13 protein-coding genes are annotated in these 17,267 nt (G+C 73.9%); 8 read left to right on the top strand and 5 right to left on the bottom strand.

Translation table 11 applies throughout. From position 1 onward, the window contains the following. Positions 1-14: 14 nt before the first annotated feature. The 4 genes from B446_RS29245 to B446_RS29230 all read left to right on the top strand — a co-directional run bounded on the left by B446_RS29245 (position 15) and on the right by B446_RS29230 (position 3,927). Positions 15-908 (top strand): 2-hydroxy-3-oxopropionate reductase, encoded by an 894-nt coding sequence (locus B446_RS29245; protein ID WP_020943045.1) that lies wholly within the window; start codon positions 15-17, stop codon positions 906-908. Between the two features lie 196 nt (positions 909-1,104). Beyond that, complete coding sequence (locus B446_RS29240; protein ID WP_020943044.1) at positions 1,105-2,562, top strand: catalase; 1,458 nt, start codon at positions 1,105-1,107, stop codon at positions 2,560-2,562. Between the two features lie 399 nt (positions 2,563-2,961). Further along, positions 2,962-3,195, top strand: a complete 234-nt coding sequence (locus tag B446_RS29235; RefSeq protein WP_020943043.1) for a hypothetical protein — start codon at positions 2,962-2,964, stop codon at positions 3,193-3,195. Between the two features lie 159 nt (positions 3,196-3,354). Beyond that, on the top strand, positions 3,355-3,927 hold the full coding sequence (locus B446_RS29230; protein WP_020943042.1) for a TIGR04222 domain-containing membrane protein: 573 nt from the start codon (positions 3,355-3,357) through the stop codon (positions 3,925-3,927). A gap of 97 nt (positions 3,928-4,024) precedes the next feature. Here the strand turns inward: B446_RS29230 and gcl are convergent, their stop codons facing one another. After that, positions 4,025-5,812 carry a glyoxylate carboligase gene (gene gcl / locus B446_RS29225; RefSeq protein ID WP_020943041.1) on the bottom strand — a complete coding sequence of 596 codons (1,788 nt, stop codon included), beginning with the start codon at positions 5,810-5,812 and terminating at the stop codon, positions 4,025-4,027. A 218-nt stretch (positions 5,813-6,030) separates the two neighbouring features. Between gcl and B446_RS39905 the strand changes: the two genes are divergently transcribed. Beyond that, on the top strand, positions 6,031-6,930 hold the full coding sequence (locus tag B446_RS39905; RefSeq protein WP_020943040.1) for a hypothetical protein: 900 nt from the start codon (positions 6,031-6,033) through the stop codon (positions 6,928-6,930). Between the two features lie 7 nt (positions 6,931-6,937). Here B446_RS39905 and B446_RS29215 read toward each other — a convergent pair whose 3' ends face one another. Together B446_RS29215 and B446_RS29210 are read right to left on the bottom strand one after the other, a co-directional pair. Then, positions 6,938-8,539 carry an AMP-binding protein gene (locus tag B446_RS29215; protein WP_043479336.1) on the bottom strand — a complete coding sequence of 534 codons (1,602 nt, stop codon included), beginning with the start codon at positions 8,537-8,539 and terminating at the stop codon, positions 6,938-6,940. A gap of 32 nt (positions 8,540-8,571) precedes the next feature. Beyond that, positions 8,572-10,245 carry an AMP-binding protein gene (locus B446_RS29210; RefSeq protein WP_020943038.1) on the bottom strand — a complete coding sequence of 558 codons (1,674 nt, stop codon included), beginning with the start codon at positions 10,243-10,245 and terminating at the stop codon, positions 8,572-8,574. 217 nt (positions 10,246-10,462) lie between these two features. On the opposite strand from B446_RS29210, the gene B446_RS29205 reads away from it, so the two are divergent. From B446_RS29205 to B446_RS29195, 3 genes are all read left to right on the top strand, one after another. After that, on the top strand, positions 10,463-11,305 hold the full coding sequence (locus B446_RS29205; protein ID WP_020943037.1) for a helix-turn-helix transcriptional regulator: 843 nt from the start codon (positions 10,463-10,465) through the stop codon (positions 11,303-11,305). A gap of 174 nt (positions 11,306-11,479) precedes the next feature. Beyond that, positions 11,480-14,326, top strand: coding sequence for an ATP-binding protein (locus B446_RS29200; RefSeq protein ID WP_020943036.1), 2,847 nt, complete (start codon positions 11,480-11,482; stop codon positions 14,324-14,326). A gap of 206 nt (positions 14,327-14,532) precedes the next feature. After that, positions 14,533-15,321: a S1 family peptidase gene (locus B446_RS29195; protein WP_043476645.1), complete on the top strand. Its 789-nt coding sequence runs from the start codon at positions 14,533-14,535 to the stop codon at positions 15,319-15,321. 99 nt (positions 15,322-15,420) lie between these two features. Here B446_RS29195 and dmpI read toward each other — a convergent pair whose 3' ends face one another. Both dmpI and B446_RS29185 read right to left on the bottom strand, forming a co-directional pair. Further along, positions 15,421-15,603 carry a 4-oxalocrotonate tautomerase DmpI gene (dmpI, locus tag B446_RS29190; protein ID WP_020943034.1) on the bottom strand — a complete coding sequence of 61 codons (183 nt, stop codon included), beginning with the start codon at positions 15,601-15,603 and terminating at the stop codon, positions 15,421-15,423. Between the two features lie 100 nt (positions 15,604-15,703). Then, on the bottom strand, positions 15,704-16,570 hold the full coding sequence (locus tag B446_RS29185; protein ID WP_020943033.1) for a LysR family transcriptional regulator: 867 nt from the start codon (positions 16,568-16,570) through the stop codon (positions 15,704-15,706). Between the last annotated feature and the right edge of the window lie 697 nt (positions 16,571-17,267).

Here is a 17,267-nt window from a genome sequence, read left to right as displayed (position 1 = left end):
GGCACCCCATCATCATGAGCAGCACGCTTCCCACGATCGCCTGGATCGGCCTCGGCATCATGGGTTCGCCCATGTCGGAGAACCTGATCAAGGCGGGTTACACCGTCACCGGCTTCACCCTGGAGCAGGACAAGCTGGACCGCCTGGCGGCCGCCGGCGGCACCGCGGCCGGCTCGATCGCCGAGGCCGTCCGGGACGCGGACGTCGTCATCACCATGGTCCCGGCCTCCCCGCAGGTCGAGGCCATCTGCTACGGCCCCGAGGGCATCCTGGAGAACGCCAGGGCCGGCGCCCTGCTGATCGACATGTCCTCGATCACCCCGCAGACCTCGGTCGACCTCGCGAAGGCCGCCCGGGACAAGGGCGTCCGGGTGCTGGACGCCCCCGTGTCCGGCGGTGAGGCCGGCGCCGTCGAGGCCGTCCTGTCGATCATGGTCGGCGGCGAGCAGGCCGACTTCGACCAGGCGAAGCCGATCTTCGAGGCCCTGGGCAGGACGATCGTGCTGTGCGGCCCGCACGGCTCCGGCCAGACCGTGAAGGCGGCCAACCAGCTCATCGTGGCCGTGAACATCCAGGCGTGCGCCGAGGCCGTGGTCTTCCTGGAGAAGTCGGGCGTGGACCTGAGGGCCGCGCTGGACGTCCTCAACGGCGGTCTCGCCGGCTCGACCGTGCTGTCGCGCAAGAGGGACAACTTCCTCGACCGCGACTTCAAGCCCGGCTTCCGCATCGACCTGCACCACAAGGACATGGGCATCGTCACCGACGCCGCCCGCACGGTCGGCGCCGCCCTGCCGGTCGGCGCCGTGGTCGCCCAGCTCGTGGCCTCGCTGCGCGCGCAGGGCGACGGCGGCCTGGACCACTCGGCCCTGCTGCGGGCCGTGGAGCGCCTGTCCGGCGCCCAGGTCTGAGCCCCCTCCCCCGAGACTTCCGGGCCGCGGCGCCGCCGACACCTGTCCTGTCGCGCCCAGGCGGCGCCGCGGCCCGGAATCACCTCCCGCGAACCACGGATTCGGTTCAACAAACTGTTGACGCCCGGATCGCCCCACTTCTAGGCTCCACGAAGCGGAAACAGGTTTCCGCTGACACCCGCACGGAAGGTCCACGATGTCGAAGCGCGTGCTCACCACCGAGTCCGGCGCCCCGGTCGCCGACAACCAGAACTCCGCCTCCGCCGGCGTCGGCGGTCCGCTCCTGCTTCAGGACCAGCACCTGCTGGAGAAGCTCGCGCGCTTCAACCGCGAGCGGATCCCGGAGCGTGTGGTGCACGCCCGCGGCTCCGGCGCCTACGGCCACTTCGAGGTGACGGACGACGTCACCGGCTTCACCCACGCCGACTTCCTGAACCGGGTGGGCAAGCGCACCGAGGTCTTCCTGCGCTTCTCCACGGTCGCCGACTCCCTCGGCGGCGCTGACGCGGTCCGCGACCCGCGCGGCTTCGCGGTGAAGTTCTACACCGAGGAGGGCAACTACGACCTCGTCGGCAACAACACCCCGGTGTTCTTCATCAAGGACCCGATCAAGTTCCCCGACTTCATCCACTCGCAGAAGCGCGACCCGTTCACCGGCCGCCAGGAGCCGGACAACGTCTGGGACTTCTGGGCCCACTCCCCCGAGGCCACGCACCAGGTCACCTGGCTGATGGGCGACCGCGGCATCCCGGCGTCGTACCGCCACATGAACGGCTACGGCTCGCACACCTACCAGTGGACGAACGCCGAGGGCGAGGCCTTCTTCGTCAAGTACCACTTCAAGACGAACCAGGGCATCCGCTCCCTGAGCAGCGAGCAGGCCGCCGAGCTCGTGGGCCGGGACCCCAACTCCCACCAGACGGACCTGCTGCAGGCCATCGAGCGCGGTATACACCCGTCCTGGACGCTGTACGTGCAGCTCATGCCGGCGGCCGAGGCCGCGGACTACCGCTTCAACCCGTTCGACCTGACGAAGGTGTGGTCGCACCGGGACTACCCGCTGCAGCGGGTCGGCCGGCTGGTGCTCGACCGCAACCCGGACAACGTGTTCGCCGAGGTCGAGCAGGCCGCGTTCGCCCCGAACAACTTCGTCCCCGGCATCGGCCCGTCCCCGGACAAGATGCTCCAGGGCCGCCTGTTCGCCTACGCGGACGCCCACCGCTACCGCCTCGGCGTCAACCACACCCTGCTGGCGGTCAACGCGCCGAAGGCGACGACCGCGCAGAACTACGGCCGCGACGGCCTGATGGCGGTCAACTCCCAGGGCCGGTACGCGAAGAACTACGAGCCGAACTCCTACGACGGCCCGGTGGAGACCGGCCGCCCGCTGTCCGCCCCGCTGGCGGTGACGGGCCACACCGGCACCCACGAGGCCCCGCTGCACACCAAGGACGACCCCTTCGTCCAGGCGGGCGACCTGTACCGCCTGATGTCCGAGGAGGAGCGGCAGCGCCTGGTCGCGAACATCGCCGGCGGCCTCTCGCAGGTCTCCCGCGACGACGTGATCGAGAAGAACCTGGCCCACTTCCACGCCGCCGACCCGGAGTACGGCCGGCGCGTGGAGGAGGCGGTCCGCGCCCTGCGCGAGGACTGACCCGCGGACCGCGTCCGGGACCCGACGGGGAGGTCCGGCCCCGGACGCGAACGACCCGCCGCCGAGCGATCCGGATGAGGGGTGATCGCCGGCACAGCGGGCAGGGCGAGGACCGCGGCGGTGTGCGAGCCAGTGCGGTGGTGAAGGAACCGAGTCCCCTTCTCGACCAGAGGGGAGGGTCCCCGGCTCCGTCGCATCCGCCGCGGTCCCCAGCCACGACCTCGGCAGAGGTCCCTCCCGGCTCCGTCCGGCGGCGCGAACGACCTGTCGCGCCCAGCCTCGCGCCGTCGGACGGCCATCACACCACCCCACCACGAGAGCGCCCCCGAACGCGGGGGCGCTCTCGTGCCGTCCCGGCCCCGGCGTGCGGGACCGCCGCAACCGCAGCAGGCTGAACCCATGGGACATCCGACGCACCACCCGCACATCGTGGTCCACTCCCCGGCCCTCGACGGCTCCCGGCGGGTCACCGAGGGGGACGTGACCCTGGGACTCGCCTCCCACCTGGACGACGTCGTGGAGATCCTGCGCCTGGCCGACCTGGACCGGATCGAGGTCGAGGAGAGCGACCTCATCGAGTGGCAGGGCGGCGGACCGGACGACTGGCCCGGGCTGTCGGAGCACGAGGAGTGACCAGGCCGGGTACGGCAGCGGCCGTACCCGGCCTACGGCATCCTCAAATGGAGCTCTGAACACGGCCGGACAGGCGTGGACCGCCCCCCGCCGTGGGCACATCACGGGTACGCGGGGCCCGCCGGCACGGGGGCGGCGGACCCCGCACGGGGGTGTGTCATGGGTGGTACGACGAGGGTCCCGGCCGAGCCGCACGCGCTGGCCCTGCTGCGCGGCGGGCCCCGGGCGGCGGTGGTGGCGGCCGTGCTGGACCTGCATCTGCGCGGCACCGTACGGGCGGGGCGGCCCGGCACCATGCGCACCTCGGGACGGACGTCCGGGGCACCGCTGCCCGCCCTCACGAAGGCGGTGCACGCGAGCCTCTACCGCCCGGCGGGTCTGCGCCAGTTGCTGGAGCGGCGCCCGGTGCGCGAGGCGCTCGGCACTCTGCGCGGGGACCTCGCCGGGGCGGGGCTGCTGCGGAGCTTCCCGCCCGGCCGCACCCGCGCCGGACGGCGGGCCCTGCGGGACCTGCGCGCCCGGCATCCGCTGCCCGCCGCCCCGGACGGCCTCTCCGCCGGGGACCGGGTGCTGCTGGTGGCCCTGCACGGCGACCGGGCGCTGACCCTGCTCGCGCCCCGCTTCGCCCGCGAGGCGGGCCTGACCGGCCGCGGCGGGACGACGGAGCGCGAGCTGCGCGGCTCGTGGGACCGCGGGGGCGGCGGGGGCGGCTTCACCTGCGGGACGGTGTGAGAGCGCACCCCCGCCCGCACGGGCAGGGCGCACGAGGAAGGGGCGGCCCCTCCCCCCTCGGGAAGGGCCGCCCCTCGTCCGTGCCGGCCGGGCCGGGTCAGACCTTCAGCGGCTTGAGCGACGTCGGCGCGTGGCCGGGCTCGGTGGCCAGGTCCTCGAACTCGGAGATGTCGCTGATGTCCATGGTGCGGCTCATGGAGATGTTGGTGATCCGCTCCAGGATCGCCTCGACGACGACCGGCACCCGGTACTCGGCGGCCAGCTTCTTGGCCTGCTCGAACGCGGCGCCGAGCTGGTCCGGCTCGGTGACCCGGATCGCCTTGCAGCCCAGGCCCTCGGCGACCTTGACGTGGTCGACGCCGTAGACGCCGATCTCCGGCGTGTTGATGTTCTCGAACTCCAGGTTGACCTGGAAGTTGATGTCCAGGCCGATCTGCGCCTGGCGGATCAGGCCCAGGTAGGCGTTGTTCACCAGGACGTGGACGTAGGGGATCCGGTGCTGGGCGGCGACCGCCAGCTCCTCGATCATGAACTGGAAGTCGTAGTCGCCGGAGAGCGCGACGACCGGGGCGTCCGGGTCGGCCTTGGCGACGCCGATCGCGGCCGGGATCGTCCAGCCGAGCGGGCCGGCCTGGCCGCAGTTGATCCAGTGGCGCGGCTTGTAGACGTGCAGCATCTGCGCGCCGGCGATCTGGGAGAGGCCGATGGTGGTGACGTACCGGGTGTCCGGGCCGAAGGCCTTGTTCATCTCCTCATACACGCGCTGCGGCTTCATCGGCACCTCGTCGAAGTGCGTGCGGCGCAGCAGGGTGGCCTTGCGCTCCTGGGTGGAGGCGACCCAGGCGGAGCGGTCGGGCAGCCGGCCCTCGCCCTTGAGGTCCCGGGCGACCTCGATGAACAGCTCCAGCGCGGCCCTGGCGTCGGAGACGACCCCGTAGTCCGGCGGGAAGATCTTGCCGATCTGGGTGGGCTCGATGTCGACGTGGACGAACTTCCGGTCGCCGCGGTAGACGTCGAGCTTGTAGCCGGTGTGCCGGTTGGCCCAGCGGTTGCCGATGCCGAGGACGCAGTCCGACTCCAGGAAGTTGGCGTTGCCGTAGCGGTGCGAAGTCTGGACGCCGACCATGCCGGCGTTCAGCTCGTGGTCGTCGGGCAGCGCGCCCCAGCCCATCAGGGTGGGGACGACCGGGGTCTGTGTCAGCTCGGCGAACTCGACGAGCAGGTCGCAGGCGTCGGCGCCGATGACGCCGCCGCCGGCGACGATGACCGGGCGTTCGGCGGCCAGCAGGAAGGAGATCGCCTTCTCGATCTGGGGGCGGGTGGCGGCCGGCCGGTAGGCCGGGAGCGGCTCGTAGGTCTCCGGGTCGAACTCGATCTCGGTCTGCTGGACGTCGATCGGCAGGTCGATCAGGACCGGGCCGGGACGGCCGGAGCGCATCAGGTGGAAGGCCTGCTGGAAGACGCCGGGGACCTGCGCGGCCTCCAGGACGGTGACCGCCATCTTGGTCACCGGCTTGGCGATCGAGGCGATGTCGACGGCCTGGAAGTCCTCCTTGTGGATCACGTGGGTGGGCGCCTGGCCCGTGATGCACAGGATCGGGATCGAGTCGCCGATGGCCGAGTAGAGGCCGGTGATCATGTCGGTGCCGGCCGGGCCCGAGGTGCCGATGCAGACGCCGATGTTGCCCGGCGTGGTCCGGGTGTACCCCTCGGCCATGTGGGAGGCGCCCTCGACGTGTCGGGCGAGGGTGTGGTGGATGCCGCCCCCCTCCTTGAGCGCCTTGTAGAACGGGTTGATCGCCGCGCCCGGCACCCCGAAGGCGTCCGTGACGCCCTCGCGCTTGAGGATCTCAACTGCCGCGCGGGCAGCGGTCATACGAGCCATCGAGTACTCCTGCTTCGGCTTCTCGGATGCGTACTCCCGGCGCGCCCCGCGGTGAGTAACTTCCGCATTGTGGAAATTTACTTCTACGATCTGGAAGCAATCTAGGGGCGTCGATGAACGCCGTCAAGAGCCGGCCGGACCGTGCAAGCGGCGGACAGGAGGCGGGCGGCAGGAGGACGATGGGGACCGCCGTCCCCACGCGACGTCCGGGAGGGGCCATGCCCGAGAGCGTGCCGGTGCGCTGTCCGGTCTGCCGGCGCGCGCACGTCTGCACCGCGCCGTCCTATCCGTGCGCCTGCGGCGCGCCGACCGCCGTGCGGCTGGACGGCGCCGCCGGGCCGGCCGTCCTGGCGCACCGCGCCTGGGACGAGGAGTGGGTCACGGTGCGCTGCGCCGCCTGCGGTCGCGGCAACCAGTGGCCGCACCCCGAACTGGGCTGCCCGTGCGGCACGGTCCTGCGCCTCGCCCTGAGCGACGCGCCCCCGGCGGCCCTCCCGAGCCCCGGCCCCACCGCTCCCGCTCCGACCCCGTCTCCCGATCCCGCTCCCGAGCCGGCTCACCCCCTGGCCCCGGCCCCCGCTCCCCCTCCGGCCCTTGCTCGACCTCCGGCCCCGACACCCCCGCCTGCGCCGGCGCTCCCTCCGGCTCCCGCTCACCCTCCGACCCCAGCTCTCCCCCCGACTCCGGCTGCCCCTCCGGCTTCGCCTCCCGCGGCCGCCCCCGCCCCCGCGCGCCGGGGTCCCTTCCGGCCGGTCACCATCCGTACCGCCCGTGACGCCGTCACGGCCACGGCGCTCTACCTGCGCTGGCTCGGCTACCGGGGCATACGGCGCGCCGACCAGCGGCCCCCGTCCGGCGTCGGGCTGGCCGCGCACGGCCTCGTCGCCCAGGTGGACCCGGCGCTGCGCCCCGCCGCCCCGCGGGACGTGGAGTGCCTGTGGCTGACGGCCATGACGGAGTCGGCGGGCTGCGCCTACTTCTCGCTCGCCGGATACGACGAGGACGCCCGCGCGTGTGCCGACACGCTGGGCGTCCCCTTGTTCGTCCTCGGCCTCACCGGCATCCCCACGCCGGTGAACGGCCCGGGCCGCGCCCTGGCCGAGGCGGGCGCGGCCTGAGCGGGCCTCAGGAGCCGTACGCCTCCCGCAGCTCGATCTTGCGCACCTTCCCGGACACCGTCATCGGGAAGGCGTCGAGGAGCCGCAGGGCGCTGGGGATCTTGTAGTGCGCGAGTCTGCCCTCGCAGAAGGCGCGCAGCTCCTCCAGGGTCAGCGGCTCGGCCCCGTCGCGCGGGATCACACAGGCGAGGACCTCCTCGCCGTACGTCTCGTGCGGCACCCCGACGACCTGCACGTCCCGGATCTTGGGGTGGGCGTAGAGGAACTCCTCGATCTCGCGCGGGTAGATGTTCTCTCCACCCCGGATGATCATGTCCTTGATCCGGCCGACGATCTCCACGTACCCGTCGTCGCGCATCACGGCGAGGTCGCCGGTGTGCATCCAGCGGCCCGCGTCCACGGCCTCGGCGGTCTTCTCCGGCTCGTTCCAGTAGCCGAGCATCACGCTGTAGCCGCGGGTGCACAGCTCCCCCGCCGTGCCGCGCGGCTGCGTGACCCCGGTGGCCGGGTCGACGACCTTGACCTCCAGGTGCGGCAGCACCCGGCCGACCGTGGCGGTGCGGTGCTCCAGGTCGTCGTCCCTGCGGGTCTGCAGCGAGACCGGGGACGTCTCCGTCATGCCGTAGCAGATGGAGACCTCCTCCATGTGCATCTCGGCGACGACCCGCTTCATCACCTCCACCGGGCAGGGCGAACCGGCCATGATCCCGGTGCGCAGCGAGGAGAGGTCGTAGCCGTCGAAGCCGGGGAGGTTCAGCTCCGCGATGAACATGGTGGGGACGCCGTACAGGGAGGTGCACCGCTCCCGCTGGACCGCCTCCAGGGTCGCCCTCGGCTCGAAGGACGGCGCCGGGATCACCATGCAGGCGCCGTGCGAGGTGGCGGCCAGGTTCCCCATGACCATGCCGAAGCAGTGGTAGAAGGGCACCGGGATGCAGATCCGGTCCTGCTCCGTGTAGCCGACCGACTCACCAACGAAGAAGCCGTTGTTGAGGATGTTGTGGTGGGAGAGCGTGGCGCCCTTGGGGAAGCCGGTCGTGCCCGAGGTGTACTGGATGTTGATGGGGTCGTCGCAGGACAACGACGCCTCGCGGGCCTTCAGTTCGTCCCGCCGGTCCTCCGTGCCGCGCGCGGTGAACGCGTCCCAGCCGGGGTCCCCGATGTACACGGTCTCCGTCAGCCGCGGGCACCGCCCGCGGACCTCCTCGACCATCGCCCGGTAGTCGCTGGACTTGTGGCCGAGGGTCGCGAACAGCAGGGAGATCCCGGCCTGGTTGAGGACGAACTCCACCTCGTGGGTGCGGTACGCCGGGTTGATGTTGACCATGATGGCGCCCACCCGCGCGGTGGCGTACTGCACGAGCACCCACTCGGCGCAGTTGACCGCCCAGATGCCCACCCGGTCGCCCTTGGCGATCCCGCTCGCGAGCAGGGCGCGGGCCAGCCGGTCGACGTCGGCGGCGAACTCCGCGTACGTCCAGCGCCGGCCGGTGGCGACCTCCACCAGGGCCTCGCGGCCGGGCCAGGCGGCCACGGCCCGGCCGAGATCGGCGCCGATGGTGTCGCCGAGCAGGGCGGTGCCGCCCGTACCGTGCGTGTACGACGGCAACGGGGCCGACGGGGCGTGCGGGGTCGCTGCGGTCACCGGAAGTCCTCCTCGCGGTACTCGTGGGCCGAGCCGGCGGCCGTGGCCTCGCGCAGTTCGATGCGGCGGATCTTGCCGGAGACGGTCTTGGGCAGCGCGCCGAACTCCAGGCGGCGGATGCGCTTGTAGGGCGCCAGCACCTCGCGGGAGTGCTCGAAGACGACCTTGGCGGTGTCGGGCCCGGGCTCCCAGCCCTCGGCGAGGACGACGTACGCCTTGGGCACGGCGAGCCGCAGTTCGTCGGGCGCGGGCACGACGGCCGCCTCGGCGACGGCCGGGTGCTCCAGCAGCACGCTCTCCAGCTCGAACGGGCTGATCTTGTAGTCGGACGCCTTGAAGACGTCGTCGGCGCGCCCGACGTAGGTCAGGTAGCCGTCCTCGTCCCGGGCGGCGATGTCACCGGTGCGGTAGTAGCCGCCGGCCATCGCCTCGGCCGTCCGGTCCGGGTCGCCGTGGTAGCCGGCCATCAGGCCCACCGGGCGCTCGGACAGGTCGAGGGCGATCTCCCCCTCGGTGGCGCCGGGCGCGCCGGAGACCGGGTCGAGGAGCTCGACGCGGTAGCCGGGGCTCGGCCGGCCCATGGAGCCGGTCTTCAGCCGCTGTCCCGGGCTGTTGGAGACCTGGACGGCGGTCTCGGTCTGCCCGAAGCCGTCCCGGATGGTGACGCCCCAGGCGCGCCGCACCTGTTCGATGACCTCGGGGTTGAGCGGTTCGCCCGCGGCCACGACCTCGCGGGGCCGGCCGCGCAGCTGCCCGAGGTCCGCCTGGATGAGCATGCGCCACACCGTGGGCGGCGCGCAGAAGGTGGTGACCCCGGCCCGGTCCATCTCGGACATCAGCCGGGCCGCGTCGAAGCGCGTGTAGTTGTGGATGAAGACCGTCGCCTCGGCGTTCCACGGCGCGAACAGGTTGGACCAGGCGTGCTTGGCCCAGCCGGGCGAGGAGATGTTCAGGTGCACGTCGCCGGGTTTCAGGCCGACCCAGAACATGGTGGCCAGGTGCCCGATGGGGTACGAGGTGTGGGTCTGCTCGACCAGCTTGGGCCGGGCGGTCGTGCCGGAGGTGAAGTACAGCATGAGCGGGTCGTCGGCCAGGGTGGGGCCGTCGGGCACGAACTCGGCGGAGGCGGTGTAGGCGTCCTCGTAGGGCTCCCAGCCCTCCTCGGGCAGCCCGCCGACCGAGAACCGGGTGTAGGCGCCGGGCACGTCGGCGAACTTCGCGGTGTCCTCGGCCCGCACCAGCACGTGCCTGACCCGGCCCCGCTCCACCCGGTCCCGCAGGTCGGCGGGGCCGAGCAGCGGGGTGGCCGGGATGACGACCGCGCGCAGCTTCATCGCGGCCAGCGCGGTCTCCCACAGCTCGGCCTGGTTGCCGAGCATGACCAGGACGCGGTCCTCGGCGCCGACGCCCCGCGCGCGCAGGTGGTTCGCGACCCGGTTGGAGCGCTCGGCCAGCTCGGCGAAGGAGAGGCGGGTCTCGGTGCCGTCCTCCTCGACGATGTGCAGCGCGGTCCGGTCGTTGCCGGCGGCGATCACGTCGAACCAGTCCAGCGCCCAGTTGAAGTGCTCGGGCCGCGGCCAGCGGAAGCCCTCGTAGGCCCGCGCGTAGTCCTCGCGGTGCTCCAGCAGGAAGTCCCGAGCGCTGCGGAACAGCTCGGTCGCCGTCGTCATCTCTCCTCCAGGCCTGTCTGGTCGCTCGCCCCCGGCGGGGTCCCGGACGGTGCCGGTGTGCTTCCGCGGGCTCACTCCCGGTGTTCCCGACCATTGCCGGGCGGCTCCATGGCATCGTCTAATCCGTGATGCAGGTCTCACTACCCCCGAACGGGGGTGTGAGCCACGCGAAACGGGGGTGTGGGCAGCACGGGAGCCGCGCCGAAGGAGCGATGAAGTGGCAGCAGAGGCCGTGGCGGCGGTGGAGATTCGTGGTGCGCTGGCCCGGCTGCGGCGCGGCACCGGACTCCCCGTCGCCTTCGGGGGCCTGGTCGAGTCCGGCAGGCCGCAGATCCGCATCAGCGAGCTGAGCGGCACCGCGACGGCGGCCCTCAGCTCGCTCGCGGTGACCTCGGGCAACGGGCTGGGCGGCAAGGCGGTGGCGCTGGGCCGGCCGTGCGCGGTCATGGACTACCCCAGCTCCCGGCACATCAGCCACGAGTACGACGTGCCGGTGGCCGCCGAGGGCATCCGCTCCGTGCTCGCGGTGCCGGTCGTGGTGCGGCGGCGGGTGCGCGGGGTGCTGTACGGCGCCCTGCGCTCGGCCCAGCCGCTGGGCGACCGCACGCTGGACGCGGCGGTGGCGGCGGCGCGGGACGTGGAGCAGGCGCTGGTGGTCCGGGACGAGGTGCGGGGGCTGCTGGCCGCGGCCGGCCCGGAGCCGGCCGCGGGCTCGAGGCGGGGGGACGGCGCGGGCGGCTGGGAGCAGGTGCGCGAGGCGCACGCGGCGCTGCGCGCGCTGGCGCCGCGGATCGCCGATCCGGCGCTGCGGGCCGAACTGCTCGCCGCCTGCGGCCTGCTGACCGCGACGCGCCCCGCCGCCGGCACGAGCCTGGCGCCGCGTGAGCTGGACGTGCTGTCCTGGGTGGCGGCGGGCGCCACCAACGCGGCCGTGGGCGAGCGGCTGGGCCTGCGCCCGGAGACGGTGAAGGGATATCTGCGCTCGGCGATGCGGAGGCTGGGCGCCCACACCCGGGGGGAGGCGGTGACCGCGGCACGCCGGGCCGGACTGCTGCCCTAGGCGGGCGGCCGCCGGGCCGTCCGCCGCGACCGTGGGGGCACCTGCCCATTCATGCAACGGTGCTCTGAATTTTCCCATGCGTGACCGTTTGTTATTTCCCTCACCACGGCCTCCATCCGGATTTCACGGATCGTTGCCTAGAATTTGGCCAGTACGCGACACAGGAGGGGAGCGGTGACCGTGCGACGGGACTTCCAGGAGCCTGCCCGATGCCGCCCCGACCTGCTCATCGGCCGCGAGGACCTGTTCACCACCGCGCGCGACCAGCTCGCCTCGGGCGGCAGCGTGCTGCTGCACGGCGCCGCCGGAATTGGGAAATCGACCGTCCTGCGGGCATTGGCCGACGAATACGGGGCCACCGCGCACACCGTCCTGCGCTGCTCGGCGACGGAGTCCGAATCGCACCTGCCGTTCCTGGCCCTCGCCGACCTGCTCGGCCTGGTCCTCGACGACATCGCCCCGCGGCTGCCCGCCGCCCAGCGCACCGCTCTGGAGTCGGCGCTGACCGGACGCGGCGAGTCCAGCCTGCTGCGCGACGGCCTCGCGCTGCGCCTGGCGGTGCTCTCCGCCCTGCGCGCGCTCGCCACCCGGGGCCCGGTCCTGGTCGTGGCGGACGACCTGCAGTGGCTGGATCCGGCCAGCGCCGAACTGCTCGGCTTCGCCGCCCGCCGTCTCGAGGGCACCCCGGTGCAGCTGCTGTGCGCGGTGCGCACGGAGGGCCAGGAGAGCCAGGAGTACGCCCGCCACCTGCGCTCCTGCCCGCCGGACACGGTCGCCGTCCGGCTCGGCCCGCTCAACCGCGCCCAGGTCGCCCAGCTGCTCGACCACCGGGGCCACGGCGGCCTGCCCCGCTCCACGGTCCGCGAGATCCACCGCACCAGCGGCGGCAACCCGCTGTTCGCCCTGGAGCTGGGCCGCGCCCTCGCCGAGAGCACCGCCCGGCCCCGGCCGGGCGAGCCGCTGCCGGTGCCGACCTCGCTGCGCGCCCTGGTCCTCAGCCGCCTGGACATGCTGTCGGTCGAGGCCCGCCGCACGCTGCTGGTGGCCAGCGCCGGCGCCCGCCCCACCCTGACCCTGCTGCACGCGGCCGGCCGGGACAACGCCGAGGCCGAGTGCGCCCAGGCCGCCGAACTCGGCCTGCTGGCCACCGAGCAGGAGGCACCGTCGGCGGTGCGGTTCGCGCATCCGCTCATCTCCGCCGCGCTGTACGCCGAGGCGCCCGCCCAGGAGCGGCGGGCCGCGCACGCGGCGCTGTCGACCGCCGCCTCCGACCCGATCGAACGGGCCCGGCACCTGGCCCTCGCCACCACCGGCACCGACCCCGAGGTGGCCGCCCGGCTCGCCGAGGCCGCGGCCCTGGCCCGGGACCGGGGCGCCCCCTCGGTCGCCGCCCAGCTCGGGCTGCTCGCCGCCCGGCACACCCCCGCCGACAGCGTGCCCGGCCCCGACGAACGGCGGCTGCAGGCGGCCGAGGACGCGATCACCGCGGGCGAGGTCGACCTGGCCCGGGACATCGCCCGCGAGGTGCTGACCCGGGCGACCGTGCCCGCGGACCGGGTACGGGCCTGGATCATCGTCATCGACACCGCCGGGCACACCATGGCCGAGGTGGACGCCGTCTTCCCGCAGGCCCTGGCCGACGCCGGGGACGACCTGCGGCTGCTGGCCCTCGTCCACTACCAGCTCGCCTGGCGGGGGCTGATCGTGGAGGGCGACTTCACCGAGGCCCGGGAGGAGGCCGCGCACGCCGCCGAGCTGGCCGAGCGCGGCGGCGACCGGCGCACCGAACTGCTCGCCCTCGCCTTCCAGGCGCAGACCGAGACGCTGATGGGCCATCCGGAGGCCCCCCGGACCATCAAGCGCGCCCTGAAGGAGCCCCAGGACCCGCGGGTGGCCTGGCACCACAACGGCGCGGGCAGCGCCCGGTTCCGCTGGCTGGTCATGGGCGACCAGCTGGTGGAGGCCCGGGCGACGGTCACCGCGCTGCTGCGCGAGGTGCGCCGGCGCGGCTCGGTGGAGAGCGAGGTGCACTTCCTGCGCGGCCTGGCCGAGACCGAGCTGCGGGCCGGGCACTGCGGCCGGGCCCTGGAACTGGCCCGCGAAAGCCTGCGCCTGGCCCGGGACTCGGGCATCGGCGAGACCGCCTCGGCGATGCTCACCTCGCTCGCCGAGGCGTCCGGCGGGGACGTGGACCGCGCGCTGGCCCTCGCCCGGGAGGCGGTGGAGCACGCCGAGGAGGACGGCGACCAGATGTACCTGTCCCGGGCCCTGGGCGCCCTCGGGTACGCCCAGCTGGTGGCCGGGGACCCGGCGGGCACGGTCCGGTCGCTGCGCCGGGTACGCCGTCTGGAGCTGGGGCTCGGCATCACCGACCCGGCGCGCGGCCGCTGGCACGGCGACCTCGCCGAGGCGCTGGTCCGCATCGGTGAGCCGGCCGAGGCGCAGGACGTCATCGACGCCAGCCGCGAGCACGCCCTGCGGCTCGGCCGGGAGAGCGTGCTCGCCGTCCTGGACCGGGCGCAGGCACTGGTCCGCGCGGCGCTCGGCGACCAGGACGGCGCCGTGGCGCAGCTGACGTCCGCTCAGGACCGCCTCGCCAAGCTCGGGTACGGCCTGGAGGAGGCGAGGGCCGCGTTCGCGCTGGCCCAGCTGCGCACCCGGCACACCGAGAACGGCCCCCGCAGGACGGCGGCGTACGACGAGGCCACGCGGCAGTTCCGGCGCTGCCGGGCGCTGCCGTGGCTGCGCCAGGTGGAGGAGGCCCTCACCGGGCAGCAGCCGGAGCCGTCCCCGGCGGTGCCGGAGACCCCGGACGCGCGGGACGCGCTGGCGGGCCTGGCGTCGATGGAGCGTCAGGTGGCCGCGCTGGTGATGGAGGGCGCCACCAACCGGGAGATAGCCGGGCGGCTGTTCGTCAGTGTGAAGACGGTCGAGGCGACCCTGACCCGCGTCTACCGCAAGCTCGGCATCCGCTCGCGCGTGGACATCGTCCGTTTGGCGGCGGCGCGGCGCGCGAAGTGACGACGCGCCAGGTTAACTGAGCCGGACCGAGGGTTTTCCCTCCCCCACCCCCCAGGGGGTTTCCCTCATTGGGGGACGGAGGTCACGGGTCCTAGCGTAAGGGGTGTGCCGCTCGCCCGGGCATACGGGGTCCGCTTCCGCGGCCTTCCGTGACCGACCCCCACACCCGTGCGACCCCCCCACCGGCAACGCCACTGAGGAGACTCATGTTCGGGCTCAGACGTGCAAGACCTACCGCCGCGGTGCTGGTGGCCACCGCCGCCGCGGCGACCGCGCTGGCCGCCTCCCCCACGGCGACCGCCGCACCCCAGCCCATCGTGGGCGGTACGACCACCACCACCGCGGCGTACCCCTTCGTGATGCAGATCACCGACGCGTCGGGGAGCCAGTTCTGCGGCGGCACCCTGGTCGCCCCCCGGAAGGTCGTGACGGCCGCGCACTGCATGGTCGGCGAGACGACGAGCAGTGTCCGGGTGGTCGGCGGGCGGACCAACCTGAACGGCACCGACGGCACCGTGAGCAAGGTCGGCAAGATCTGGGTGAACCCGGCCTACCACGACGCCACCGACGGCGACGACGTGGCCGTGCTGACCCTCGCGACGTCGATGCCGTACAAGCCGGCGCCGTACGTCACCCCGTCCCAGACCGGTCTGTACGCGTCCGGCACCACCGCCCGGATCCTCGGCTGGGGCACCACCTCGGAGAACGGCAGCTCATCCAACCAGCTGCGGACCGCGACCGTCCCGATCGTGTCCGACTCCGGCTGCAAGAGCTCCTACGGTTCGGACTTCGTCCAGTCCGACATGGTTTGCGCCGGATACACGTCCGGCGGCGTAGACACCTGCCAGGGCGACAGCGGCGGTCCCCTGCTCATCGGGGGCGTCCTGGCAGGGATCACTTCCTGGGGGGAGGGGTGCGCGGAGGCGGGTTACCCGGGTGTGTACACCCGGCTGACCACCTTCTCGGACCTCGTGACCGCGCAGGTCGGGTCCTGACCCGGGAGCAGTGCACCTGAGCACCCCTCAGGTAGAAGCCGGGGGGGCGTTGCGAGCCACCACGAGCGGCCCGCAGCGCCCCCCTTTCCATCTGCCCGGCTACCGGTCGGCGGTGAGCTTCCCGGCGGCGCCCCAGCTGTCGGCCGGCACCTCGTGGATCCACACCTGCACGCTCTCGGCCGGGACCCCGTAGGCGTCCACGAAGGCGTCGGTGACGCGCTTGACGAGGTCGCGCTTGAGCTCGGTGTCGCGCGGGCCCTGCTGGACGGTGACGATCGGCATGACTGACTCCCTGGTGGCCGGCGACCGCGGATGATCGCCCGTGGCACCAGTCCACCGCGCGGTGGGGCGCCGACCAAGAAGCAGATCGCGACCGTGACGATCAGCCTTCGTGATCGCCGCAGGCCAGAAGCAGTTTCTCCAGGTGCGGCGTGGGGTCGGCGGCGGGGACGGCCAGCCCGGTGGGCAGCGCGAGGCCGGGCGCGCGGAAGGGCAGGTAGGCCACCCGGGGCGTGTGCAGCACGCGCGCGTGGGAGGCGAACACCACCGTCCACAGGGGCCGGGAGCCGATGGTGGCGAGGGTGTCCTGGAGGGAGCCGCCGACGGGCCCCGGCCGCGGCTCGAACCCGGCCGCCCGGCAGGCGCCGAGGAGCAGGTCCACCAGGGCGGGGTTGGTACGGCGCGGGGTCAGGGCCAGCGGCAGCCCGGCCAGGTCGGCGAGCGCGACCTCCGGCCGGGCGGCCAGCGGGTGCGTGGCCGGGAGGGCGGCCACCAGCGGATCGGGCCACAGGGGCAGCACCCGTACGCCGGGCGGGGGTTCGGCCGCCCGCACGAACGCGGCGTCGAGCCGGCCGGCGGCGACCCCGGCCAGCCGTTCCCCGGCGGGCAGCGAGAACAGCTCCACCGGTACGTCCGGTTCCCGCGCGGCGAACGCGGCGAGCACCCGGTCCAGGTGGGCGCCGAGCCCGGTGCTGGTGCCGATGCGCAGCCCGGCGGGCGGCGCCACGGCCGCCCGGGCCCGCTCGGCCGCGGTCAGCACCGCCCGCGCCTCGGGCAGCAGCCGCTCCCCGGCGGCCGTCAGCCGCACCCGGCGCGGCGAGCGGTCGAACAGCTCCGCGCCCAGTTCCCGTTCCAGACGCTGTATCTGCTGACTGACCGCGGACTGCACGATGTGCAGCCGACCGGCCGCCCGTCCGAAGTGCAACTCCTCGGCCACGGCGACGAAGTAGGTGAGCTGCCGCAGTTCCATCCCCCGACTGTAGAACGCCGCCCCACCCGGCCGCCCGGGCTCACGACAGCCCGGCGCGGTGGCGGAGCGCGGCCGCGCGGCGGCGCCCCGTGCACGGCGGTGCGGCGATGCCTGGCGCACGGCCATGCCCGGCGGTGCGGCGGTGCCCGGCGGCGCGGCGATGCCCGGTACCCGGCGGTGCGGCGGGCGCCCGCGGCGGCGCCCGGCGGCAGGGCCGTGCCCGGTACCCGCGGCGCGGCGATGCCTGGCGCACGGCCATGCCCGGCGGTGCGGCGGCGCCCGGCGGTGCATGGCCCCGCGATGGTGCCCCGTGCATGGCGGTGCGGCGGTACCCGGCGGCGCGGCCGTGCTCGATACCCGGCGGTGCGGCGGTGACCGGCGGTGCATGGCCGCGCGATGGTGCCCCGTGCACGGCGGTGCGGCGGTGCGGCGGCGCATGAGCACTTGGCGGTGCGGCGGCGCCCCGGCCGCCTGCTCCTGCCACGGCCCGCTCCCGCCCCGGCCGCCGGCTTGCGCCCGGCCCGCCCGCTCATCCTGGCCGCGCCCCTCGCCTCCAGCCGCCCGCTCCCGCCGGAGGCCACCGCCTCCCGCCCTGTTCGCCCGCTTCCCAGCGGAGCGGTCGGGCGGTTCGACGGGCGATCTTGCTCGGGCACGCCGAGAATGAGCGTGGGCCGGGTGCGGGCTTCCCGGCCGGCCC

Origin of the sequence: Streptomyces collinus Tu 365 (assembly GCF_000444875.1) — a bacterium.
GTDB lineage: Bacteria > Actinomycetota > Actinomycetes > Streptomycetales > Streptomycetaceae > Streptomyces > Streptomyces collinus_A.
Note: the sequence above shows the minus strand (reverse complement) of the source record. Positions and strands in the feature narration are given on the sequence as shown.

Coding starts and splice junctions, on each gene's coding strand:
- B446_RS29245 (WP_020943045.1), top strand. CDS start 15: ATGAGCAGCACGCTTCCCACGATCGCCTGGATCGGCCTCGGCATCATG.
- B446_RS29240 (WP_020943044.1), top strand. CDS start 1,105: ATGTCGAAGCGCGTGCTCACCACCGAGTCCGGCGCCCCGGTCGCCGAC.
- B446_RS29235 (WP_020943043.1), top strand. CDS start 2,962: ATGGGACATCCGACGCACCACCCGCACATCGTGGTCCACTCCCCGGCC.
- B446_RS29230 (WP_020943042.1), top strand. CDS start 3,355: ATGGGTGGTACGACGAGGGTCCCGGCCGAGCCGCACGCGCTGGCCCTG.
- gcl (WP_020943041.1), bottom strand. CDS start 5,812: ATGGCTCGTATGACCGCTGCCCGCGCGGCAGTTGAGATCCTCAAGCGC.
- B446_RS39905 (WP_020943040.1), top strand. CDS start 6,031: ATGCCCGAGAGCGTGCCGGTGCGCTGTCCGGTCTGCCGGCGCGCGCAC.
- B446_RS29210 (WP_020943038.1), bottom strand. CDS start 10,245: ATGACGACGGCGACCGAGCTGTTCCGCAGCGCTCGGGACTTCCTGCTG.
- B446_RS29195 (WP_043476645.1), top strand. CDS start 14,533: ATGTTCGGGCTCAGACGTGCAAGACCTACCGCCGCGGTGCTGGTGGCC.
- dmpI (WP_020943034.1), bottom strand. CDS start 15,603: ATGCCGATCGTCACCGTCCAGCAGGGCCCGCGCGACACCGAGCTCAAG.
- B446_RS29185 (WP_020943033.1), bottom strand. CDS start 16,570: ATGGAACTGCGGCAGCTCACCTACTTCGTCGCCGTGGCCGAGGAGTTG.